Origin of the sequence: Flocculibacter collagenilyticus (assembly GCF_016469335.1) — a bacterium.
Classification (GTDB): Bacteria; Pseudomonadota; Gammaproteobacteria; order Enterobacterales; family Alteromonadaceae; genus Flocculibacter; species Flocculibacter collagenilyticus.
In genome coordinates, this window is the sequence record NZ_CP059888.1 from 345,999 (window position 1) to 371,268 (window position 25,270).

At 40.4% G+C, this 25,270-nt stretch carries 14 protein-coding genes; 10 read left to right on the forward strand and 4 right to left on the reverse strand.

Translation table 11 applies throughout. The features are described 5' to 3' along the window. Positions 1-3: 3 nt before the first annotated feature. Both HUU81_RS01590 and HUU81_RS01595 read left to right on the forward strand, forming a co-directional pair. Positions 4-1,653, forward strand: coding sequence for an AAA family ATPase (locus HUU81_RS01590; RefSeq protein ID WP_199610540.1), 1,650 nt, complete (start codon positions 4-6; stop codon positions 1,651-1,653). Next, on the forward strand, positions 1,650-2,462 hold the full coding sequence (locus HUU81_RS01595) for a Dam family site-specific DNA-(adenine-N6)-methyltransferase (protein ID WP_199610541.1): 813 nt from the start codon (positions 1,650-1,652) through the stop codon (positions 2,460-2,462). The genes HUU81_RS01590 and HUU81_RS01595 overlap by 4 nt, the downstream gene beginning before the upstream one ends. A gap of 52 nt (positions 2,463-2,514) precedes the next feature. Here the strand turns inward: HUU81_RS01595 and HUU81_RS01600 are convergent, their stop codons facing one another. The 3 genes from HUU81_RS01600 to HUU81_RS01610 all read right to left on the reverse strand — a co-directional run bounded on the left by HUU81_RS01600 (position 2,515) and on the right by HUU81_RS01610 (position 3,945). Then, the gene (locus HUU81_RS01600) at positions 2,515-2,718 is read right to left on the reverse strand and encodes a DUF2970 domain-containing protein (protein ID WP_199610542.1); all 204 of its coding nucleotides are present in this window, start codon (positions 2,716-2,718) and stop codon (positions 2,515-2,517) included. 13 nt (positions 2,719-2,731) lie between these two features. Next, a complete protein-coding gene (locus HUU81_RS01605; RefSeq protein WP_199610543.1) occupies positions 2,732-3,058 on the reverse strand; it encodes a hypothetical protein in 327 nt (108 codons plus the stop codon). A 215-nt stretch (positions 3,059-3,273) separates the two neighbouring features. Beyond that, on the reverse strand, positions 3,274-3,945 hold the full coding sequence (locus HUU81_RS01610) for a TorF family putative porin (RefSeq protein ID WP_199610544.1): 672 nt from the start codon (positions 3,943-3,945) through the stop codon (positions 3,274-3,276). A gap of 298 nt (positions 3,946-4,243) precedes the next feature. Here HUU81_RS01610 and rpe point away from each other — a divergent pair, with 298 nt between their 5' ends. The 4 genes from rpe to HUU81_RS01630 all read left to right on the forward strand — a co-directional run bounded on the left by rpe (position 4,244) and on the right by HUU81_RS01630 (position 7,604). Further along, the gene (gene rpe / locus HUU81_RS01615; protein WP_199610545.1) at positions 4,244-4,921 is read left to right on the forward strand and encodes a ribulose-phosphate 3-epimerase; all 678 of its coding nucleotides are present in this window, start codon (positions 4,244-4,246) and stop codon (positions 4,919-4,921) included. A 161-nt stretch (positions 4,922-5,082) separates the two neighbouring features. Next, positions 5,083-6,087 (forward strand): tryptophan--tRNA ligase, encoded by a 1,005-nt coding sequence (gene trpS / locus HUU81_RS01620; RefSeq protein WP_199610546.1) that lies wholly within the window; start codon positions 5,083-5,085, stop codon positions 6,085-6,087. A gap of 75 nt (positions 6,088-6,162) precedes the next feature. Further along, positions 6,163-7,023, forward strand: a complete 861-nt coding sequence (locus HUU81_RS01625) for an ion transporter (protein ID WP_407644842.1) — start codon at positions 6,163-6,165, stop codon at positions 7,021-7,023. Beyond that, positions 7,020-7,604 carry an anthranilate synthase component II gene (locus tag HUU81_RS01630; RefSeq protein ID WP_199610548.1) on the forward strand — a complete coding sequence of 195 codons (585 nt, stop codon included), beginning with the start codon at positions 7,020-7,022 and terminating at the stop codon, positions 7,602-7,604. The genes HUU81_RS01625 and HUU81_RS01630 overlap by 4 nt, the downstream gene beginning before the upstream one ends. Positions 7,605-7,616: 12 nt before the next feature. Here HUU81_RS01630 and HUU81_RS01635 read toward each other — a convergent pair whose 3' ends face one another. Then, a complete protein-coding gene (locus HUU81_RS01635; protein ID WP_233520554.1) occupies positions 7,617-8,045 on the reverse strand; it encodes a DUF1801 domain-containing protein in 429 nt (142 codons plus the stop codon). A 322-nt stretch (positions 8,046-8,367) separates the two neighbouring features. Between HUU81_RS01635 and HUU81_RS01640 the strand changes: the two genes are divergently transcribed. From HUU81_RS01640 to HUU81_RS17525, 4 genes are read left to right on the forward strand one after another with little or no spacing between them, the layout of a single operon-like run. Next, on the forward strand, positions 8,368-10,701 hold the full coding sequence (locus HUU81_RS01640; protein WP_199610549.1) for a type I secretion system permease/ATPase: 2,334 nt from the start codon (positions 8,368-8,370) through the stop codon (positions 10,699-10,701). A 1-nt stretch (position 10,702) separates the two neighbouring features. Further along, positions 10,703-12,166, forward strand: coding sequence for an HlyD family type I secretion periplasmic adaptor subunit (locus tag HUU81_RS01645; RefSeq protein ID WP_199610550.1), 1,464 nt, complete (start codon positions 10,703-10,705; stop codon positions 12,164-12,166). Positions 12,167-12,179: 13 nt separating this feature from the next. After that, a complete protein-coding gene (locus tag HUU81_RS01650) occupies positions 12,180-12,887 on the forward strand; it encodes a hypothetical protein (protein WP_199610551.1) in 708 nt (235 codons plus the stop codon). A gap of 18 nt (positions 12,888-12,905) precedes the next feature. Then, positions 12,906-25,124 (forward strand): calcium-binding protein, encoded by a 12,219-nt coding sequence (locus HUU81_RS17525; RefSeq protein WP_199610552.1) that lies wholly within the window; start codon positions 12,906-12,908, stop codon positions 25,122-25,124. Positions 25,125-25,270: the final 146 nt, after the last annotated feature.

A 25,270-nucleotide genomic window follows, 5' to 3' on the forward strand; every position in this document is an offset into this window, starting at 1 on the left:
GCTATGATGCCAACCATTGAGTTTTCCAACTACCCTCACATTTTACCTAGCCGTAAAAATATTATAGAGCGCTTGCTGTTTCTCACAGATTACAACGAGCAATTAGTTGTTGTGATTGGTGACTCTGGTGTCGGTAAAACCACGGTTCTTGAATACTTTCTTGAATTAGGTTACCCAGACGCTAATAAAGTATACGTTAAGGCGAATGCAGCGACTTCACCAAATGTCATTAAACAGCGAATATGTGAACAGTTGATAGGTAACCAGTTAATTGATGAAAACGACTCGTTATCAAGCACCCTCGCTGATTACCCTGCACTGCATAACGGTAAAGTCATTATTGTTATTGATGATGCAGAATATTTAACGGAAGACTTCTACCAGCAACTAACCCAGTTAGTGGCGATGAACCAGACACATGATACCGAAGTTGCGGTTGTGCTATCCGCTGACGTAAATAATGACAATGTATCAAAAGAGCGAGTGGATGGCTTAAAGCAGCATGGAGTGTTTTTAGAATTAAGCAATTTAAATAGCGCTGAAGCGCGAGAGCTCATTACCATTTATACTGCTGATTCAGCGTGGCTGAAGCAAAAAGAAAACATTGAACAGTTGAAGCTGACGGATGGAAATCCGCAACAGATTATCAAGCTGGTTAATCAGCCAGCAGCAGAGCAGCCTCTAGGTGTGAAGTCTAACATGATGCCTTGGATAGCAAGTGGTATTTTTGTTTGTGGGATTGCTGCTTGGTTATGGTTAAGTGACTTTTCATTGGTTAATAGTATAAAGAGTGAGGAGGCAACGTATGAAGATGCGGTTGCTCTTTCGCAACAATCATCTTCAAAAACTAGTGAGCATATTGATAAGCAACATCAATCTTCGATCAAGCAAAGCAGTAATGAAGAGCGCGTACTGTCGCAATTAGCAATACCAGTTGAGACTATTGCCCCGAGTAGTGATGCTACAACAAATAAAACTGACGAATTGGCCTTAGACTTAAGCTGGCAGCAGCTAGAGCAAGATAATATTAAAGATATAGCTACTTCAAAGGCTGTTGCTTCAGCTTCTTTAACCACTAATGCAATACAAGAACAAGGTATTGATCAAGTACCGATATATGCTAGTGATGCTGATAACGCCTCAGTTGAAAATGCGGTTAAGAGTACGGTTAAAAGTGTGGATGAAAGTGTGGATGAAAATCTTGCCAATATTAATCGTCCATCTGAAAGTCAAGTAAGTACACATGAGAATAATAACCGTACTGAAATTAACCAGATTGAGTCTCAAGCAGAGATAATCACAAACGAAGCAATGCAGGCTATCGAGAGTGGTACTTATCAGTACCATAATAGGGAAGTACATAAGTTAAACCCATCCTCTTATACGTTACAATTAACAGGGGTAAGTAGCGAACAAACGTTAGCGCAATTTCTTCGGTATCATCAGTTAGAGAACACCGCGATGGTGTATACTACACAGCGTAATAATAAGCCTTGGTATGTAGTTATTTATCAAGTTTACAACAGCGCTGAGCAAGCCCGAATAGCAATAAACAAACTGCCTCAGCAGCTTCAAGCTATTCAACCATGGCCAAAATCAATAGCTGCAATCCATCAAGAGTTAGCCGCAAACCAAACAGAACAAAATGAATGATTAAAAAACATAGGGCCTTTTTAAAATGGGCAGGCGGCAAGTACTCATTAGCTGAAAAAATTAACGCGAATTTACCTAAAGCCAATAAGCTTGTAGAGCCATTTGTGGGAGCAGGCTCAGTCTTTCTCAATTCTGATTATGAGCGCTATCTATTAAATGACATCAATGCAGATTTAATTAACTTATACAATGAGGTTAAATTTAATGCTGCAGAGTACATTAATGATGCTCGTAAATTGTTTGTGGCTAAAACTAATGACAGAGAGACTTATTATGCGCTCCGTCAGCAATTTAACGACTCCGTTGATGTGTATGAACGTTCACTGTTGTTTCTGTACTTAAATAGACATGGTTATAACGGATTGTGCCGATACAATCGCTCAGGTGGTTTTAATGTGCCATTCGGGGATTATAAGAAACCTTATTTTCCTGAGGCTGAATTAGAATATTTTGCTGAAAAAGCACAAAAAGCTACCTTTATATGTGAGAGTTATGAAGCAGTTTTTAGGCGTTTAAGAAAGGGCAATGTTGTTTATTGCGATCCACCTTACGTGCCATTAAGTAAAACAGCTAGTTTTACATCGTATGCGAAGCAAGGGTTTAACTTAGATGATCAAGCTAATCTAGCGTTATTGGCAGAGCATGCTTGTCAGCGCGGCATCACAGTGCTCATTAGTAATCACGATACAACGTTAACACGTAAGATTTATGATAAGGCTGAGCTAAGTACATTAAAAGTCGGGCGCTCCATCAGTCAAAATGGAAGTACACGTACTAAAGTAGATGAGTTGTTTGCGCTATATCGTTAATAAACTTGCATACTTGTTGCCTATCATTGGCAGTAATGTATTAGAGATAGGGTTAATTAATCACTACACTAACAATAGCAACGAGCGTGAGTACGAAAAGGATAACCATCACAATGCCGACCACAATGTAAGGCAGTGGGTTACCTTGATTAAAGTCTTGTTGATAGTTTTGTTTACTCTGCACACCAAAGAAAGCCGCCATAACACTTAATACTATTTGAAAAAAGGTTGGAGACTTTTCTTTGCTGGCATTCATTTATTAATCACCATTATGATGTATGGTTCTTTGGTGTTGTATCAGGTACTTTATCCGCACTATTTCTACTAATTAATTCTAGTAAATCCAAAAAGTGGAACTGTGTAGAACGGCTTTTGCCAGACAGCCAAGACAACCAGCTTTCGTTAGATGCTTTAGGTATGGCGCATTGATTATGTGGATCGCTAATTGGCAAACTTGCATCAAAACTTGTTTTGGCTTGGCAATTACAGTCGTGAACTGCTACTTCTACTTTTGCATTTACAGATAGTAAAAAAAGAAGTGGCGCTGTGAGTAAGCTCGTCAACAATATCCCTTTTTTATGTTTAAAACGAAACATAATAAACCCCAGTGATTCCAGTCGATTTATTGTACATTAATAATAGGCAGTCAGACAGCTTCTACCTAATAAAGTTCGACCAATTAGCTAAATTGCGCGATAAAAAGATCGAAGAGCATTAACTTAAGGTTAACGCTCAAGTACATATACGACAGTGCCATGATTATTTAGTTGTATAATAAATAAAGGGTTTTATTGCGTTTTCAAGTGATACGTTAAAAAGTTTTTGACCATGATACAGCAAACTTCGTATCGTCATCCCCGGACTCTTCATCAGCTTTTGATACAGTAAAAACAAAATCATCTTTACTGAGATCGGCTTGAATATATCGATAGTCATTATCGCCAGCGATTGCTTCATTCTCATCAAAATTGTAATAACCGTAAGTCAGCGCTAAATTAAAGCCTTGGCTTAATTCAAATTCGTAGCCAACGTAATAATACATATCACCTTCAGCAAATGTTTCATCATCTTTCGCATCACTATTAATTGTATATGCCACACCATAACTTAATCCTTTGTAAGCGCCCTTGAAGTATAATTCGCCAAAGTTTATATCGTCATGTGCTTCAGCCGGATAGGCATAATAGATATAGCCAACATCATAGCTTGCTTCACCCATTTCTTTGCTGAATCCAAGGTAAGTATCAATCTCAGTACCTGAGTCATCGCCAAACTTAACGCTGCCTAACCAAGCACCAGCATAAAACCCTTTTTCATGCTTGTAATCTAATCCACCTGATACTGATGGGTTATCATCACTTTGAGAAACACCCCGCCATAAATAATTACTTGTGATACCAAAATTTCCGCTGAGTTCAGCATTTGCCGAAAATGAGCTCATCAGTAGTGAGCTAGCAAGTACACCTAGGATTGTAAGTTTCATTGAATTTATCCTGTTAATTTATTGATTATTAAGATATTAGCCATTTTTACCAATATTTAATCAAACAATATGCCAACGTTTTTTAGCAGGTTAATCAATAAGATAGTATAAAAATCAAGAAAGGGTTAGTGGTCATTCACATAATTGGTGCACTTTTGCTTTTGATTGGTGCAATGCTGATTTGATATACCCCTCTATTTTTAGCAAGGTGAAGTTAACTACTAATGAAGTAAACAATAAAATAATGCTATGATTTATCCACTTTTTACCCTACACACTCAATTATTAGTAAATTATTATGAATAAAGACTTTTTGATTGCGCCCTCAATACTGTCAGCAGATTTTGCTCGCTTGGGTGATGACGTTGCCAAGGTGCTTGAAGCGGGCGCTGATGTTGTCCATTTTGATGTAATGGATAATCATTATGTTCCCAATTTAACCATGGGGCCGATGGTATGCCAAGCCCTGCGTGACTATGGAATTACGGCACCTATTGATGTGCATTTGATGGTAGAGCCTGTTGATCAAATTGTGCCGCAATTTGCTAAAGCGGGTGCAAGCTATATTACATTCCATCCAGAAGCATCCAAGCATGTGGATCGTACTTTACAGCTTATTAAAGGTGAAGGCTGTAAATCAGGCTTAGTATTAAATCCGGCAACATCGCTGTCAGTTGTGGAACATGTACTCGATAAAGTCGACGTTATTTTATTAATGTCGGTCAATCCTGGATTTGGTGGGCAATCGTTTATTCCGCAAACATTAACTAAATTAAAGCAAGCGAGGGCGTTAATCGACCAATCAGGATTTGATATTCGGTTGGAAATTGATGGCGGCGTAAAAGTTGATAATATTGCTGAAATTGCAGCAGCAGGCGCTGATATGTTTGTTGCAGGCTCTGCTATTTTCAATCAGCCGAATTATAAAACGGTTATAGAGCATATGCGTGATGAATTAAGTAAGGTGCCTCGTTAACAGTAAGATTAAGTAAATCGCCTTTTATTGCTAAATTATTCAGTGTTAAAGCCTGTTAAATGTTACAGGCTTTTTTAATGCCTTTTCATGCTTTGTTTCCTAGCCATTTGCGATTACAATATCGCCCCTATTTTGCCAATAATTGTAAGACAGAGAATAGTATGACTAAACCAGTTGTTTTAAGCGGCGTGCAGCCTTCAGGGATTTTGACGATAGGAAACTACATGGGTGCACTTCGTCAGTGGGTTAAGCTACAAGAAACACATGATTGCTTATTCTCAATTGTAGATTTACATGCCATTACAGTAAGGCAAGATCCACAAGCGCTACGCTCAGCATGTTTAGATGCCGTTGCGCTTTATGCCGCGTGTGGTATCGACCCAGAAAAAAGTACAATTTTCATTCAGTCTCATGTTCCAGAGCACACGCAACTTTCATGGGTATTAAACTGCTACACCCAGATGGGCGAATTAAGTCGCATGACGCAGTTTAAAGATAAATCACAAAAAAATGAAAATAACATCAACGCCGGTTTATTCTCGTATCCAGTATTAATGGCAGCAGATATCTTGTTATATCAAGCAGACGATGTGCCTGTTGGTAGTGATCAGAAGCAGCATTTAGAGTTGGCTCGTGATATTGCAACGCGCTTTAATAATTTATATGGCGATGTGTTTAAAGTGCCTGAACCTTATATCCCAGAGTTTGGCGCACGCATTATGAGCTTACAAGAGCCAACCAAGAAAATGTCTAAGTCTGACGACAACTTAAATGCTTTTGTTGGTTTGCTAGAAGAACCAAAGAAAATTGCGAAAAAGATTAAGCGTGCGGTAACGGATTCAGACGAGCAAGCTCGTATTTACTTTAACACTGAAGAAAAGCCGGGTGTTTCTAACTTATTAACGCTGCTTTCATGTGCGACAGGAAAGTCAATTGAAAGCTTAGTGCCTGAGTACGAAGATAAAATGTATGGGCATTTAAAAGGCGATGTAGCCGATGCAGTCGTGGCTATGTTAGAGCCAATTCAAGCACGTTTTAAAGAAATCCGTGAAGACCAAACAATGTTAGACAATATTATGCGTAGTGGTGCCGAACGTGCTTCTGCGCGGGCAGCCCACACTTTAAAATCTGTATACGACGTAGTGGGCTTTGTGCCACGACCATAAGCATAGGTAGTAGCACCTTAGGCTTTGTAATCGTTGTTAGTAGTAAGATTATATTAGGTAAATTGAAACATCATGATCACAGCTCGCCGTTGTCAGGCTTACTTTCAAGTATTAAAAAGTAATAAGATTTTCGAACTTTTTGTTATCAGTGTCATTATTGCGTCAGCGCTTTTGATAGGTGTAAAAACATATCCTATATCTGACACCATGCATACTGTGACAGTAGCACTCGACTATTTTATTACGATCTTTTTTGTGCTCGAACTTTCAATTCGCTTTATCGGCGATACGAATAAAAAGCGGTTTTTTCACAACGGCTGGAATGTTTTCGACACTTTGATAGTGGTGATCAGCCTTATCCCAATTGATAACTCTGAAATGGCGCTGATAGCTCGTTTAGTAAGAGTCTTCAGAGTATTAAGAATGATTTCGATCATTCCCGAGCTGCGTATTTTACTTGCTTCGTTACTGAAAGCATTGCCACAGCTTGGCTATGTGATGTTGCTGATGTTTATCATTTTCTATATATATGCAGCCATTGGTGCCACGTTATTTAGTTCAATTAACGAAGATCTGTGGGGCGACATCACCATTTCATTATTAACGTTGTTTAGGGTGATGACATTTGAAGATTGGACCGATGTGATGTACGAAACGATGGAAGTATATCCACTTAGTTGGAGTTTCTACCTTACTTTTATCTTCTTTACTGCATTTGCGTTTTTAAACATGGTGATTGGTATTGTTGTTAATGTGATGGAGCAAGAACACGAGAAAGCCAGAAAAGAAGCAGCAGAAGAAAATGACGAACCAACGCTGGCAGATTTACAACAGCAAATAGCAGCGTTAACCGTGTTGGTGCAACAACAGCAAAGCGTATCGCTTCAACCTGATCAGAAGAGTATTAAAACGGACAACCAACTGGTCAATTCATGATTTTAATGATTGATAACTATGACTCGTTTACCTTTAATCTTGTGCATTATGTACGAGAGTTGGGCGAACGAGTGGTTGTTAAGCGTAATGATGAAGTTTCAATACAGCAGATTGAACAGCTTAACCCTAACTACATTATGATTTCACCAGGGCCATGCTCGCCAAATGAATCGGGCATTTCGTTAGATGTTATCAAGCAATTTTCTGGCCGTATTCCTTTACTTGGTGTTTGCTTGGGTCATCAAGCAATTGGCCAAGTATTCGGTGCTAACGTCATTAAAGCAAAACAAGTGATGCATGGCAAAACCTCCGTTATCAAACATAATAGTTCTGGCGTTTTTCAAGGGTTGAATAATCCGTTAACGGTTACGCGCTATCACTCACTAGTTATCGAAAATGAAAGCTTACCCGATCAGTTTGATGTGACCGCATGGACAGAAACGCCCGAAGGCAGCGTTGATGAAATCATGGCGATTAAACATCAGTCATTACCAATTGAAGGCGTACAATTTCACCCAGAAGCGATCCTTACCGAGCAAGGGCATCAGCTACTGCAAAACTTTATTCAGCGCTATGCGTAAACGCTGCTGCAACTACACGGTTGAGTACCTTTCTCGCATATAGTCGAGTGATAAACTAATTAACTGCTTTAATACTTCAATATCCACATCCGCTAATTTGTTGATATACAAACAAGACTTCCCCGTTTTATGCTTACCTAATTGCGCAAGTAATTCGTCGTATTGACTAAATCCCGACATGATATAGAGAGAAAAGTTTTGTTTGCGTGGAGAAAATCCAGTTAACAAAAAATCACCCTCGCGCCCGCTGTCGTACTTATAATGATATTGGCCAAAACCGATAATAGATGATCCCCACATCGTCGCTGTTTCGCCGCTCAATTCAGCCATTAAAGTTAACAATGTATGTGCGTCGGCTTTTTTCGTTGGGTTGTCAATATTGATAATAAAATCAATTACACTTGCATCGGTTGGAACGGTTTTGTTTTGGTTCATAGTCATATTATCTTCTTATCAGCTAACTAAGCGTATGAGTATTTTAGAAGATTGCAACCCACATATTATTTAACATAAGTTTATTGAAAATGTAGTAATTAGATCATTTGTTAATCTAATTTAGGTTGATTGTTTTTATTTTAGTTAATTTTGTTGATTAATACTTTCTTATCAGTATGATGGCGCCATACTAATTATGAGTATTTACTCGGTAATAACCGATTGTTAAATAAGATTATTTTAATTGCTTGGTAAATATAAAATATGGCAGTGACTTGCGTATAAATTACTTTTATCAAAGCAATCATTTTTTAAATTGAGTTGATGTATGCAGTCAGAGTTATTCGATCCTGGTCTTATTGCTTTAGTTAATATCGCAAAACTTCACAACATTCCCATTGAAATTTCGCAATTACAGCATCAATTTTCGCGTGAAAATGATGTGTTTAATGACAATGATATTTTAAGAGCGGCCAAAGCAACAGGGTTTAAAGCTGAAAAGCAAACGCCTGAACTTGTAAAATTAGACAACCATATATTGCCAGCAATAGCGAAAGCTCGAGATGGTAGCTACTTTATTTTGGCAAAAACAAACCAAGACGAAGAAAATGGAACAACCCGCTTTCTTGTTCAACGTATTGCAGAGCAGCACACGCCACCAGAAGTGTTAGAAGAAGGTGATTTTCAAAGCTTATGGTCTGGTGAAGTGCTATTGCTCAGGCCTAAAAGTCGTAATAGTTGGCTTAAACATGATGAGTTTAATATAAGCTGGTTTATTCCAAGTTTGAGAAAATATAAAAAGTTGTTCATTGAAGTGATATGGGCTTCACTTTTTATTCAACTGTTCGCACTTGTAACACCATTATTTTTCCAAGTCGTCATGGATAAGGTATTAGTGCATAAAGGATATAGCACGTTAGATGTACTTGCGATCGGCTTTTTTGCTATCGCACTATTTGATGTTGTGCTTGGTGGGTTACGTAACTATGTCTTTAGCCATAGCACTAATCGGGTGGATGTTGAGTTAGGTGCGAAATTATATAACCACCTACTTGCATTACCACTGTCTTATTTTAAAGCTAGAGCTGTTGGGCAAAATGTCGCTCGTGTAAGAGAATTGGATACCATTCGCAACTTTATTACAGGATCGGCTCTTACTTTACTTATAGACTTATCTTTCACCGTTATCTTCTTTGCGGTACTGTGGTGGTATAGCCCTACTTTAACTTGGGTAGTACTTGCTACTATACCGCTTTATATCTTGTTATCTCTGTTTATCACTCCTATTTTACGTCATCGCTTGAACAACAAGTTTAAGTATGGCGCTGAAAATCAAGCCTTTTTAGTTGAGTCTGTCACTGGAGTTGAAACGGTTAAGTCTCAAGCAGTTGAGCCACAGTTTCAACGCAAGTGGGAAGATCAGCTAGCCAAATATGTTCATGCATCATTTCGAGCTCAAAACTTGGGAAATATATCTAATCAAATAGCGAGTTTTATTAGTAAGTTAACTACTTTAGGTATTGTGTGGATTGGTGCTCATTTAGTGATGAAAGGGGATTTATCAGTCGGTCAGCTTGTTGCTTTTAATATGATAGCAGGGCGTGTAAACGAGCCAATTCTTAAATTGGTTGGACTATGGCAAGAATTCCAGCAAGCAGGTATTTCACTCAAGCGATTAGGAGATATTTTAAATTCACCATGTGAACCAGGATTTAATCCTAACAGAAGTACTTTGCCAAGTATTCAAGGAAAGGTCACATTTGAAAACGTTAACTTTAGATATGATCCAGAAGGTCAGCGAGTTCTTCACAGTTTAGAATTACAAGTTAATCCAGGAGAAGTGCTAGGGATAGTCGGTCGTTCAGGCTCTGGTAAAAGTACACTCACCAAGTTAATTCAGCGCCTACATGTACCTGAATCGGGTCGAGTATTAGTAGATGGTGTTGATTTGTCGATGGTGGATACAGCATGGCTTAGGCGTAATGTGGGGGTGGTGTTACAAGAAAACTTTTTATTTAATCGCACGGTTCGTGAAAACATTGCCTTGTCTAACCCCGGGTTACCTATGGAGCAAGTTGTAGAAGCTGCAAAACTTGCCGGTGCACATGAGTTTATTTTAGAGTTACCAAACGGATATGATTCCATGGTTGGCGAACAGGGCGCTAATTTGTCAGGTGGCCAAAGGCAACGATTAGCTATAGCTCGAGCGTTAATGAATAACCCTCGCATTTTAATTTTTGATGAAGCGACAAGTGCTCTCGACTATGAGTCAGAGCGAATTATCCAAGAAAACATGGCTCGAATTTGCTATAACCGAACGGTATTCATCATTGCTCACCGATTAAGTACTGTTCGTGGCACAGATCGGATTGTAGTGATGGATAAAGGGGTGATTGTTGAACAAGGTAATCATGAGCAATTACTAAAACAGCAAGGATATTACGCTAAATTAAATGGTTTCCAAAACCATGTTCCTCCTATTAGGCCTATTAAACCGTTAAATCCCTTAGCGCAGTCAAAACCTATACCTGCAACTAAAAAAGCCAGTAAACAAGGTGCTTCAGTAATAAATACAGTACCGCATGAATCAGCTTCTGAACATAACGGGAAGCCTGCGATGCCTTCTAGTGCTATAGCAACATCAGAAGTGGTGGAGAAATAGAATGAATAAGGATTTATCAAATTCGCAAGAAGTCGTGGTTTCTCAAGGTCGTCAATTCTCGCCAATCAAACACATAGTAGAAGCATGGAAAACGCGAGGAAAAATAGGCGATAACACTATACCGCGTAAAGAAGCTGCATTTATGCCTGCGGCACTAGAAATCCAGCATACGCCTCCACGTCCGATCGCACGATGGATCATTTATATCATTATTGCATTATTTATTTTTGTAATTGTTTGGGCATGTTTAGGTCGAGTTAATATTGTTGCTGTTGCCGAAGGGCAAGTCATTTCATCTACAAGAATTAAAGAAATACAACCATTTGATCGCGGTGTTGTAAGCGCAATCCATGTTAAAGAGGGAGACTATGTAAAAGCAGGAGATTTGTTAATTAGTTTAGATAGGGTATTAACTAAAGCAGATGTTACTCGCTTACAACAGCAAATTCGGGATTTAGATGGGCAAATAATGCGCAATGAGGCGATGTTACTGCTGTTAGAAGAGGGGAGTGTATTAACGCCATTACTCGCATGGCAGAGTGTCAGTGAAAATCGCACCGTATCTTTTAAGCAAGGTGCTTTGTTGCATCAGCAATGGTTATCCCAGCAATGGATGGCTTATCAAGCTGAGCGTCAAGCATTGCAATTGTCATTGCAAAGTCGCCGTCAAGATAAGCTAGTTTCACAGCAAGTAATTGCAAAATGGCAAGCAATGCTACCGCTAATTACGCAGCGTGTTGAATCGTTATCCTCATTAGCTAAAAAGCAGATGGGAGCACAAAATCAATATTTAGAGCTAGAGCAGCAGCGCATTGAAATTGCACAAAGCTTGGCCGTTGAAACCGCAAAATTAAATACTCAAGACTCTGCAATTGCTGAAGCAGAAACGCAACTTAACTTATTAACATATAGATTAAAAACAGAGCTTTTGGGTCAATTGAACCAATTTAAAACCCAACATGAGACTTATCAACAAGATTTTAGTAAAGCACAAGAACTGAATGCAAAGCAGTCTATCCGCTCACCAGTGGATGGTGTTGTTCAGCAACTTTTAATTTCTACGGTAGGAGGAGTAGTGACACCTGCCCAGCAGCTGATGTTAATTGTACCTGAGCAAGATCAATTAATTGCAGAAGTCTTCTTGGAAAATAAAGACATTGGCTTTGTGCAAGAAGGGCAAGCAGCAGAGGTTAAATTACATACTTTTCCTTTCACTAAATATGGCGTAGTACATGGAGAAGTAACACATATTTCGGATGATGCAATTCAAGACGAAAAACGCGGAGCGATATTTGCTATGCAGGTTCGGTTAAAAGAGCATGCACTGTTGGTGGAAGGCAAAGAGATTAAGCTAAAACCAGGTATGACGTTAAGCGTAGAAGTACAAACTGGTAAGCGCAGGTTAATAGAGTTTTTCTTAGCGCCATTACTAAGATACAAGAGCGAAAGTATTCGCGAAAGATAAGCAGGAAGCAAAAATGTTAAAACATATTACGATGAAGCGAGTGCTGCTTGCGCTTCTTGTTATATTTTTAGTCATAAATATAGTTCAAGTAGAATGGGTAAGTACTTACAAACAACATTTTTATGTTGATGAAGCATACTGTAAAAGTAAAGGCGAGTTGAATCCCGTATTCAAAGAAAGGGTTGACGGACAGCATAAAACTGTAAATGTTGCAGGGTATCAGGTGCACTTACCTAAAAACTTTTTTATCTCGGGTAAGACAGAAGGGAACTACAATAAAAGTTGCTCTACTGCTGTGCATTTAGTACTCCATCATGCTGTTCTGATTGGAACAGACATCACTCCCAAAATACCTGACAATACACATGTTGTTGTAGGGATTTCTAAACATAAACATGGACGTTCGACTGCAAGGCACAAGCAAGCGGATGTTAAGTACGACGAAAAGTTTGATCTACAATTTTATATTAATCCAATAACTAAAAAATCTAACTTTCTAACTGGCAAACTTGCCCCGCACGAGCGCGTTACCAAAGAAGCTAAGCAAACAGGTGAAGTTCGTTTCATTTGTTACGATGACCCTCGCAACACAAATTTTTCAAACTGCTCAACGGTCGAGCAGATCCACCCAGATATCACGCTAGAAATTACGTTGCAAACAGAGCACTTAATGCATTGGCGAGATATCTATTTATTTATCACAAACATGTTTATTAAATAAATCTAGTAGAGGTATAACGTGCCACATTATTTGACTGATGAGCAAATTCAAGAGTTATTAGCGCTGAGAAATGAAGGGCTAAATGCAGAAGGTAATTATTCACATATATACGAGCGAATTGTGGAAATGTTACCAGATGAAATACCGGATAGCATGGTTAGATTATGGTTTCGTGGAGCAGCGGAAGCAAATGCTGGCACAGGGGCATACGCTGTGCTTATTCGTGAATTCAGTAAGATGCAAATGGCGCTTCGGGGTGTAGGGTATACACCTGAATTGATGCAAGAGGCCTCAAATAAAGTTGCTGAACAAGCAATGGAAGATTTATTTGGTAAAGAGGGGGCTTTTGATGATTCACGTAGAGATCCTGAAACGGGATTGTGGACATTTTTAACTATTGAAGATATTGCTGCAAAAGATGCGACGGCTGTAGGAGCTGTATTATTTGGCAATTTGGCAGACGATACAGCTGGTGGAAACATTAATGCTGGGTGGGCTGGTACACTGCTATTTTCATCTTTGGGTAGCAATCAAACATGGCGTTTAATATCAGCGGGTGATGGTGGTAGTGCGGATGCTAAATTGAATCGATTAGATGATATTAAAAACTTAATGTTTGCTGCGCATGCGTTTAACCATGCTATGAATGAAGTCATGTCGCTAGGTGAGCATACATTAAATGGACTTATAGACTACGGAATTGGTGATGAAACCACATGGAGCTCACCATCAGCAGTTTGGAGTTATGTGACTGGCAACTTGGCGGGGCTAATGTCTGGTGATGCCGCAACAATCATGCAAATGATTCATAGAGCTGGCCTAGAAAAAACACTGAGTTGGCTAATGACGACTATTACAGGTGAACAGACAACTGTTACTGAAGGTCAGTTTGAAGCGGTTGCGACCTCGTTCTTCCAGCAATTTGATTCAACAGAAAGTCAATCTAGAGAAACTTCACTATTGCCAAGGAATGCAGAGGAAATCTTCCAATTAGCACAAAGCAATGAAGCAGTTCGTTACGCCTTGGTAATGGGGTCTCCAATAGTGGTTGTCAAGGATAGTTATGATATTGATTTGTCTTTATATAACAGTGAAACTGGCGAAGGTGCACTGTCGGAGCAATATCTTATAGACCGTAGTAACTACTTAGCGTACTTAGCACAATTCAGTATTGTAGAAGAAACGCTTAGGGGTCCGGAATTAAGCACTTATCAAGATTTAACTACAGGTGAATTATTGCACGTTGATGCTGCATCGCATGCCAACCCTTCTAGGCAGTTCATTTTTGGCGGGCAGAGTGCAGATGAAATAAATGGTCTTGGTGGTAGTGATCATTTATATGGTGGTGAAGGTATTGATACTATCAACGGTAATGGCGGAGATGATTACTTAGAAGGAAATGCTGGAGACGATACGCTAAATGGTGGTGCAGGTAATGACATGCTAGTTGGAGGTGAAGGCTCTGACGTCATGAAAGGAGGAAGTGGGAGTGATACCTATATCGTAGACTCGTTATCAGATACTGTCATTGAAAATGCTAATGAAGGTGAAAACGATCAAATTCACACATTTTTTGATTATTCATTAGCGTCGAATTCAGAAGTAGAGGTACTTAAGCTATTAGAAGTGGAAGAAGGTAAAACGGCCGCGATCAAAGGCACCGGTAATAACCTTGACAACACGATCATAGGTAACAGTGCTAATAATCAGCTTCATGGTGGAGATGGTGCTGACTACTTATATGGTAATGAGGGCTCAGATACCCTAGTTGGTGGCGAAGATGCTTCAGACGATTACTTAGATGGAGGCGCTGGTGGCGACAATATGACAGGTGGTGCAGGTAATGACACCTATATTGTTGATTCATTACAAGATGTTGTTAATGAAACTGCAGGTCAAGGTTCTGAAGACAAAATAGTCTCTCATGTCGATTATGAACTTACTGAGCAGCAGAATATTGAAATATTAAGACTTGCGGAAACAGGAGTTGATGGCTTACCTGCGCCAATTATGGCTACAGGAAATGCGTTAGACAATCAGATTTTTGGTAATCGATATAATAATATCTTACAGGGCGGTAAAGGCGATGACTATATAGAGGGTGGCATAGGTAGTGATATTCTATATGGTGGTACAGGTACCGATAGACTACTTGGTGGTGAAGGTATTGATACATACTTTGTACAGCGTGGCGATATCATTTATGACAGCGATGGAGCAGGTTCAGTTTATGCTGCTATTGATGGTATAAATAATTATAGTAATCGCTACAAAGGTGGCGAGTTTGTTGATCGCGACGATGAAGGCAATCGTTTCTACGAAGATGAGTCGACAGGAACTCGTTTTACCCTAACTACGAATCTTGACTTGATAATTAATGGCGGTATTACTGTAAAGAATTTCCGTAATGGTGATTTAGGTATTTTCTTAACCGCTAGTGGTGGTAGCTCTGCACCAACAAGACCAAGACCACAACCGGCGGATCCTTTGGTCCTAGACTTAGATGGGGATGGAGTTGAAAGCACTGGATTATCGCGATACTTCGATTTTAATGGAGATGGTTTCCGTACATTAACAGGTTTTGCTGGAGGAGACGACGGCTTACTTGCATTGGATATTAATGGGAATGGTATTGTCGACAGTGGTAGGGAATTATTTGGTGATTCAACCGTACTACAAAATGGTAATATCGCTATTCATGGCTTTTTAGCTTTACAGGAATATGATGAAAATCAAGATGGTGTGATTGATCAAAGTGATGCTATCTATAGTGAACTAAAAGTATGGCGAGATGCGAATTTAGACGGCTTGTCAGACCCTAGCGAAATCTATAATTTGGCAGCTCTAGATATTGTTAGTTTAAATACCAGCTATGAAGATGATGGCAGCGTCGTTAATGGTAATGTTTACGAATACAGCAGCACATTCACTACTGGAAGTGGTGAAGAGCGTGCAATGTCAGCTATCTTCTTTCAAGCAAATAATCAGCAAACTATTTATAACAACGACATAGATATTCCAGCACACTTACTTGACTTGCCTGAAGTAGCGGGTACAGGTAACGTCCTTTCATTGCGCACAGCAATGGCACTAGATGAAACGGGGCACTTAGAGCAGTTAGTCAGAAACTACATCACTGGTGCTGAGCATCATACAGCGCAACACCTTGATGAAATTATTGCCACTTGGGCAGGGGTTGATTATTCAACCAATAAAACTACGCGTCAGCATCGTATTCTTGAACAATTTTTTGGTGGAAGCATTCCTGAGTTGCGAAGCAATACGATTCAATTAACTTATGATAGGTATATAACCTATTTTACAGAAACGTTTGAGCGTTACGGCTACATGAGAGAGTTCTTTGCTGACGATGTTTATGATATTGATACAAACACGTGGTTAGTGGATGACTTTTCTACATATTTTGAAAACTATTTCACAGCACTAAATGCCAAAGATCCGGCGTTAGCCAAACTTCAGCAAAATGAGCTCTTAACATCCCAATATGGGCAGCTACAAATGCCATTGGTGTATAACGTTTTATTGTTAGATGGAACAAGGCACATACTCGATGGTGGTGAAGCTGGTGAGCTAAACGGCAGTGAAGGCGTTGACTATATTGATGCGCGAGCGGGAAATGACACTATCCATGCTGGCGATGGTGATGATAATGTGTTTGGCCGTTATGGCAGTGATACTGTATATGATGGAGCAGGTAACGATAGTATCCACCTTGGCGAAGGAAACGATACGTTGCACGGTGGTGCGGGGGACGATGAAGTATCATTAGGTGATGGTAATGATACCGTATACGCAGGGCAAGGTAATGATACCTTTACTGACACGAAAGGGGATGAGCTATATGTATTTTCGGGAGACTTTGGGCAAGATCTTATCAAAGATTACACTGGGCGAGGTGTCATCCACTTAACTGATGTAAGTAGCGCTGATGATATCACCTTCTCGAAGAATCACTCAGAGCTAATCATTCAAATAAACGGTACTGAAAATACGATTCGCATTGCACAGTTCTTCTCTAGTAAAAGAGGAATTGAAAATATTAGACTTGGTGACAATGCTGTGCTAAGTGCTGAGGAAGTGATTGCAATGCTAGGTCTATCTGAAATTCCTACAAATATTTATGGTACGGAGTTTGATGATAATCTTGTGGGACATGACGATGTTGATCAGTCTATTAGAGGCTATAAAGGCAATGACACCCTCTCGGGAGGAAAGAGTGACGACACCCTAAATGGTGGTGAGGGCTCGGATACATATTTATTTGGCAGAGGGGCGGGCACTGACCGTATCGATGAATACAAAAATACTCAAGGAGATGTAGATAAGATAAAACTTGACGCAGATATTTCTCCGGAAGATATTTTGTTAAAAAGTGCTGTAAATGGCTTAGTTTTGAGCATCAAAGGTACATCAGATACCTTAACGATCAATCGTTTAGGTAACCTAGCTACGGTTATTGAACAAATTGAATTTGCTGACGGAACTGTATGGGATAGTGCTCAGATTGTTGCTAACACTATTCAAATCTCAAGTGAGTCTGATGTTTGGGTTGGGGACAGCGAAGCAAACAGTGTTGACTTATTAAGTGGTGACGATACAGCGTATGGCCAAGGCGGCGATGACACCATAACTGGTGGCCATGGAGATGATAGGCTATATGGCAAGGATGGTAATGACCAGTTACTAGGCGGTGAAGGTGATGACAACTTAAATGGTGACGATGGTAACGATACGTTAGTTGGTGGAGCTGGTGATGATTCATTATTAGGTGATTATGGTGATGACACCATCGATGGTGGCACTGGCAATGATTATTTGGTTGGTGGGCGAGGCCTTGACGTATACCTCTTTGGCCATGGTGACGGTAACGATCGTATATGGCACTCAAGGTATGACGGTACGGATATAGTCCGCTTCAAAGACGGAGTAACTAAAGAACAGCTAGGTTTTTCTCGTATTGGTACTGATTTACTCATTACACTAACTGACACCAATGGTTCAGAAAGCACCCTTTCTCTATATGGTTGGTATGAAAATTCAAGATATGGCTCCTATTCGCCTTACTATGTGAAGCAATTTGAACTGGCTGATGGTTCAGTAATTTCTGCGGATGAAATAATTAATTACACAAATAACCCAACAGATGGTAACGATCATTTGGTTGGTGCAGGAGATCAAGATATAACCTTGGATGCATTGGCAGGTGATGACCATGTGACAATGGGGGGCGGGAATGATGATATTACCGGTGGTGCAGGGAATGATACGGTCTTTCTTGGTGATGGTAGAAATACTTTCCGATATAACTTAGGTGATGGCAGCGACAAGCTTTACATGAATTCAAATAACTCATACGACACAATTCAGTTTGGCGCTGGTATAACTACTAGTCAACTGGACTTTAATATGAGTTTGCTTGGAACGCTCAAGATAACGATTAAAGATACCAATGATACGATAACAGTTACTGGATTGGGGCAAAGACCGGGCGATAGTGCATTGAAGTTTATTTCGTTTGCTGATGGAGAGGTAATTAATTTTCATCAACTTTGGCTAAGACAGTTCCAACAAGAAATTGAAAATGAACTCCCCGACACTGAACGAAGTACGCTTATTGGTGCGTATGATGTGGTGTTTGATGATGACGTTAATGAGACCGATATATATCAACTAGATGCTGGGTTTGGCGTTGCCCGAGTAAATGATCGAAATTCAGCTTTTGATGTTTTACGATTTGAGGGTGAAAATCCAGATAGTTTAACTTTTTATCGATCAGGCAAAGATTTACATTTACTGTTTGCTGATAATAGTGACCGAGTCATTATTCCAAACTGGTATGACTCTAATTATTACCCAATTGGTCGAATTGAGTTTTCAAATGGGATTGTTTGGGAAAAAGCGGAAGTTGATAGCCGCGCAGATGCCGCAGTTGATTTGCCTTCTGAACTCGGGTTAACACGCACAGCAGACGAAGATGGTAACGTGAATGGAACTCATTTGTCTGAATCATTGTTAGGCTCGAATGAGGCTAATATTCTGACTGGTGGTGCGGGTAATGATGTGCTTAATGGCTCTACGGGCGATGATACATTTATATTTAGTAAAGGATTTGGTCACGATCAAATCAACGATATTTATGGAATTAATCATCTAGTTTTTGATAACACAATTAGCAGTAGTAATTTACAGATTTCACGGAGCGAAAAGCACTTATTTATTAACTTTTCTGACAGTGAAGATCAAGTCACCATTCAAAACTGGTTCGCAAGACCTAATCAAGAATTATCTATAACATTTTCTGATGGTAATACGCTCAACACAGAAGCAGTGTTACAGCTTGTAAATGACTCTAATGGCACTGAACGAGCAGACTATATGGTAGGTACTGCAGGCAGCGATACTTTCAATAGTGGTTCGGGTAACGACTCAATTGATGGTAGCGGAGGCACAGATACCTATCGCTTTACGGGGGACTGGGGGCAAAATATCATTCACGATAGCCACGATGGCAGCACGAATATTATTCAGTTCGTGGGAGCTTTAACCGTCGATGATATTACGGTTGAAAATATAGATAATAATTTAGTTATTAAGCAAAAAGGCACTGAAAATCGCATACTTGTTGCGGGTAATTTTTCGGGTTCACAGCCGTTAATTTCTGAGATTACATTTGAGAATGGCAGTGTTATTACGGCAGAAGAGCTAATAGCGATGCCAGCGCAATTCGTAAACGAAAACCGCACAGTATTAAATCAACATGATAACAATATCGTCCTTTCAAATGGCCTGCATACAGTTGCAGATTCAGGGGGAAGCGATACCTATATTGCAAATAGGCAAACAAGAGTTGTTAGCATTCATGAACTGGATGGCTCAGGTGCTAATCAAGACACCTTATTCTTTGACGACTCAACCATATCTAAGGGGGATTTAACATTTAGATATAATGGTGGTGATCAGTTAATTATTGGTGTTAAGGGAAGTTCAACAGAGATCCGCTTAGATAACTGGATATACCAAAGCGCTAAATTAGAAACTATCCGATTACATGATGGCACCACCATTAATGCGAGTGAAATGGCTGCCCTTGCGACAACGGGGACAAATAATCAAGAAAGTATTTACGGTAGTAATGGTGATGATGTAATCCAAGGTTTGGGAGGGAATGACAATTTAATTGGTGGTGATGGTACTGATACGTATTTATTTGATACAGGATTTGGCCGTGACACAATTAATACCTTTGAATCAGGAGAAGTTATTCAGTTTACTGAAAACTTTACCCCTAGCGATATAACGCTTACTCGTGACAGAGAAACGCTATACATTTCATCGAATCAAGGTGACAGGATTACTTTAACCCACTTTTTTGTCAATGATAATGCTACAAGTCGTGTTGAGTTTGCTGATGGGACAGTTTGGACTGGAGCATCCATCAAACAAGAGATGAATACAGCTTCTGATGGCGACGATGAGTTTTACGGTGAGCAAGGTGATGATGAGTATAGTGGTTTAGCTGGGGCAGATAAAATTCTTGGTGGTGCCGGTAATGACACTTTATCAGGTGGTGAAGGTAATGATTACCTTTACGGTGAAGATGGTGATGACACATTGAATGGTAATGACGGTGACGATTATTTATCAGGCGATGAAGGAAATGATGTCTTATATGGAGAAGCAGGGAATGATAGCTTAAATGGCTCGCAGGGTAATGACACTCTTTACGGCAACGAAGGGCAAGATCGCCTAGATGGTGGAGCAGGAAGTGACACGTTATTCGGCCATGCTGGTAATGATACATTACAAGGTGGTGATGGTGACGATACGCTTGAGGGCGGTAAGGGAGATGATACGTTATACGGTGGTGAAGGAAATGATAATTTTGTATTTAACCGCGGTGATGGTGCAGACACAATCAGGAATGAAGGTAGTGAAATCACGATAACGTTATCTGACATTGAAAATGATGATGTCATCTATCGGCGCAATGGTTCAAGTTTAGTACTCAAATTTAGTTCGGGCGCTGATGGCGATCAAATCACTATATATAATTTTTTCAATAGTAATGATAAACCTGCGTTTCAATTATCGTTCATTGAAGATGGTGTAGCAGTGCCTGTTGATGAAGAGGTGTTAACAGGTAAGCTGTTAGAGCCTACGACTGGCGCAGATAACATTACAGGCGATGAGCAAGATAATGTAATAGATGGCCTACAAGGCGATGATAGCATTTCAGGCGAAGCCGGGAATGACTCACTCTCTGGCAATGTGGGTAATGATTATTTATCGGGACAAGAAGGTAATGACACGCTTTTTGGAGGCTTAGGAGACGATAGATTAAGTGGCGGCGAGGGAGATGATACGCTTGACGGTGGAGTCGGCAATGACGAGCTTTATGGTGGATCAGGTAATGATACTTTCTTATATCGTGCCGGAGACGGTTCAGATTCGCTAGATGAAAGTGGAGGTATTGACACACTTAAGCTAGTTGATTTAAACCCTGAAGATATCATTGTGCGCAGAGTTGATTACGATGCACATATTACCATTATACAAACTGGTGAAACCTTAATCCTTAACGATCAATTTTCGGTTTATCATAATGAAACGTCTAACGGTCAAATTGAGACGGTAGAGTTTGCGAATGGCTTATCATGGGATATGGCTCAGCTAGAATCGCAAAGTTTAGCGGGTTCTATTTTTAATGACACTATTCAAGGCACATCAGAAGATAACATTATTAATACCCTAGCTGGTGATGACACGGTAAATGCTGCTGCAGGGAACGATACAGTCGATGGTGGGGCTGGTAACGATACGTTAAATGGTCAAGATGGTGATGATACTTTAACAGGTGGTATAGGTGCAGATAAGCTTGATGGGGGCCAAGGCAACGACACTTTGTTTGGTGGTGATGGCAATGATGAGCTGAATGGTGGTGTAGGTAGCGATAACCTATACGGTGGCGCTGGTAACGATAATATATTATTAGAAGATGGTGACGATAAAGCTTGGGGAGGAGATGGAAACGATATAATCTCTGGGCAGTATGATAGTGGCAATAACGAAGTGTATGGTGAAGCAGGAGACGACACCATTACAGGTGGATGGAATGCCGACACGCTAGATGGAGGAGAAGGTAATGATACTCTTTCAGGTAGTGATGGGAATGACATATTACGCGGTGGTGCAGGTAACGATACGCTATCAGGTGACTGGGGGAGTGATCAATTACTCGGCGGTTTAGGTAACGATTTACTGACAGGTGGCACTGGTGCAGACACCCTAGACGGAGGAGAGGGTGATGACATTATTCACACTTCCACTCGAACCGATGATGAAGAAGGAAAAACATTAATTGGTGGTCAAGGTAACGACACCCTTTATGGCTCATTTGCTGATGATATCTATCAGTTTGAGCTCGGTGATGGCCAAGACCTAATTGTCGAAACTCTTGCAGAGCAAGCCTATAGTAATGTTGCAGCATCAAACGACACGATTCAGTTTGGTGATAATATTACCGCTGATGACTTGACGTTTGAGCGTGTTGGGGATGACTTGCTTATAAAAGTGGGTGATGCTGACGACTCAATTCGCATTCAAAGCTGGTTTAAAACCTACACTGATCATTTCCTTATCAACAATCTTACATTTAGCAATGGCGAAACAATGTCGGTGGCTGATATTAAAGCGCTTGTAACTCAAGTTGGTACAGACAATGCTGAACAATTAGTCGGCTCTGCAGGTAATGACCGTATTGACGGCTTAGGTGGCAATGATCAAATCTTTGCACAAGGTGGTAATGACACTTTGATTGGGGGAGCAGGTGACGATTATCTAGATGGCGGGTCTGGCAATGATCGCCTTGAAGGCGGAATAGGTAACGATCAACTGCAAGGTAAACTTGGCGATGATGTTTATATCGGAGGTGCTGGCAACGATAATTATGTGATTAGTGCTGGCGAAGGTCATGACCAACTCGATGTTTCTGGTGGTGGACAAAATACGTTATTTTTGCAACAAATCAGCCGTTCGCAACTGACTTTTCAGCAAGATGGTAATGACTTGGTGATATTAGTTGATGATGGTGCAGCGCAATCAATTCGTGTGTTAAATCATTTTGTTGGTGGTGAGTCGGCACTTGATATTATTCAGCCTGCGGGTAGTGGTTATTTAACGACTGCTGATATCCAGCAAATAATCGATGGTGATGTTGATGATGGTACTATTAAAGGTACTGATGCTGGTGAACAAGTCGTTGGTACATCGTCTGATGACGTGATTGATGCCATGGCTGGTGACGATCAAATATTTGCACAAGGAGGAAACGACACAGTTACTGCGGGCTCAGGCAATGACTATGTTGACGGAGGTTCCGGCAACGACGTTTTAGAAGGTGGTGATGGTAACGACCAACTAAAAGGTAACGTAGGAAACGACACCTTAGTGGGCGGTTTGGGGGATGACTATTTTATAGTTGCAGCAGGACACGGACACGATGTAGTAGATGCAACACATAGTGGACAGGATATCTTATTCATACAGGGATTAGCCCAATCTGAACTCGTGTTTACTCAAGATGGAGATGACTTATTAATCAAAGTTGGTGATGGATCAGCACAAACCATTCGTATCAAGAGTCATTTTGTAGGTGGAGATGCCGCAATTAATGGTGTTCAGCTTGACAATGTTGCGATGTTAACGACTGCCGATATCCTACAACTAGTGACTGATGGAGGTGATACAACACCACCAGATGGTGGCACAGGAACAACACCGACAGATCCGCCTATTGATCCGCCAACTCAACCTAGTACGGGTGGTGATGATCAAGTTCACGGAACAGATGGTAATGATATTCTGGTTGGGGGTGAAGGAAATGATACGTTAACGGGTGGTAAAGGTAACGACCTGTTAATGGGCAACCAAGGCGATGATGTATTTATATTTGCGCGCGGCGATGGCAATGACACTATTGAAGTAAGTGCAGGTGCTAACGTACTGCAATTTGCCGATGGCGTTGCATGGCAGGATGTCGCATCAGGTTTATCAAAATATGGTGATGATCTTATTTTAAATATTGCTGGTGGTAGTGACAGTGTCACTATAAAGTCGTTCTTCTTGTATGGTGCTGCTGTACTTAGTGATATTCGTTTAGCTGATGGCAGTAATATTACACCTGCGCAGATATTTGGTGCGTATGGCATGGCTGAACCTACTGCGTCTCCTTCAGAGCCAGCTTCGCCAACATTTGGCAGCTTATCTGACGATACACTAACTGGCACTGGCAGTGCGGATGTTATTAATGGTCAAAGTGGTAACGATATAATAGAAGGGCTTGAAGGGGATGATGTATTAATTGGTGGTCAGGGTGACGATACCTTTGTCATTTCCGCTGGAGATGGACAAGATATTATTAATAGTGCAGGTGGTGGCCTCGACACCGTACTCTTTAAAAGTGGTATTAGTTTCAACGATATTGCATCATCATTGATGAAGTCAGGTAATGACTTGGTGCTAGGAAGCGGTGCCAATCAAGTGACAATCCATAATTTCTTCTTAGGTGGTGACTTTACGGTTGATAAGTTTGTATTTGAGTCTGGTGGTCAATTTACTGCGGCGCAGATATTTGGTGCGTATGGCATGGCAATGCCAAATATAGATGAAACGGATCAAACAGTAAATTTACCTGACCAAGCTGCATTTGCTCAAGTCATTCAGGGTGATAGTAATGCACAAGGGATATTTGGCTCATCAGATGATGAATTACTGCTTGGCGCTGGTGGTAATGATACCTTAGTAGGCGGGCAGGGAAATGATACGCTGATCGGTGGCGAAGGTGATGACATTTATATGTTTGAACAAGGTGACGGACAGGATGTGATCAATAATGTTTCATCAGGTGATGATGTCGATCAATTGCATTTTGCAAATGGTATCTCACAAGATCAACTATGGTTTAGCCAGCAGGAAGACGATCTGTTAATTCAAATAGTTGGAACTCAAGATTCTACTTTAATTGAAGGGTGGTTCTTGTCCGGTGACAATCAGGTGGATATCCTCAAAGTTGACAATGCTACTTTACAAGCAAGCGACGTGAGTGCGCTTGTTAATGTAATGGCTGCATTCGATATCAATCCGGCTGCCGAGGCAAGTTTGCCAACCAATATATCTAACCAAGTTCAACCTGTACTCGCAGAGGTTTGGAAGCCTTAAGAGGCAAATTTAGCTGTCTATAGCCATATAGCCAGTTACTATATTGTAAAAATGCCACGTGAATAAATTCACGTGGCATTTAAATAGTCTACTTTGAAGGTTCGCTAAACAGGGCAGGGTGATCATCATACTCATCCCGCTTTATT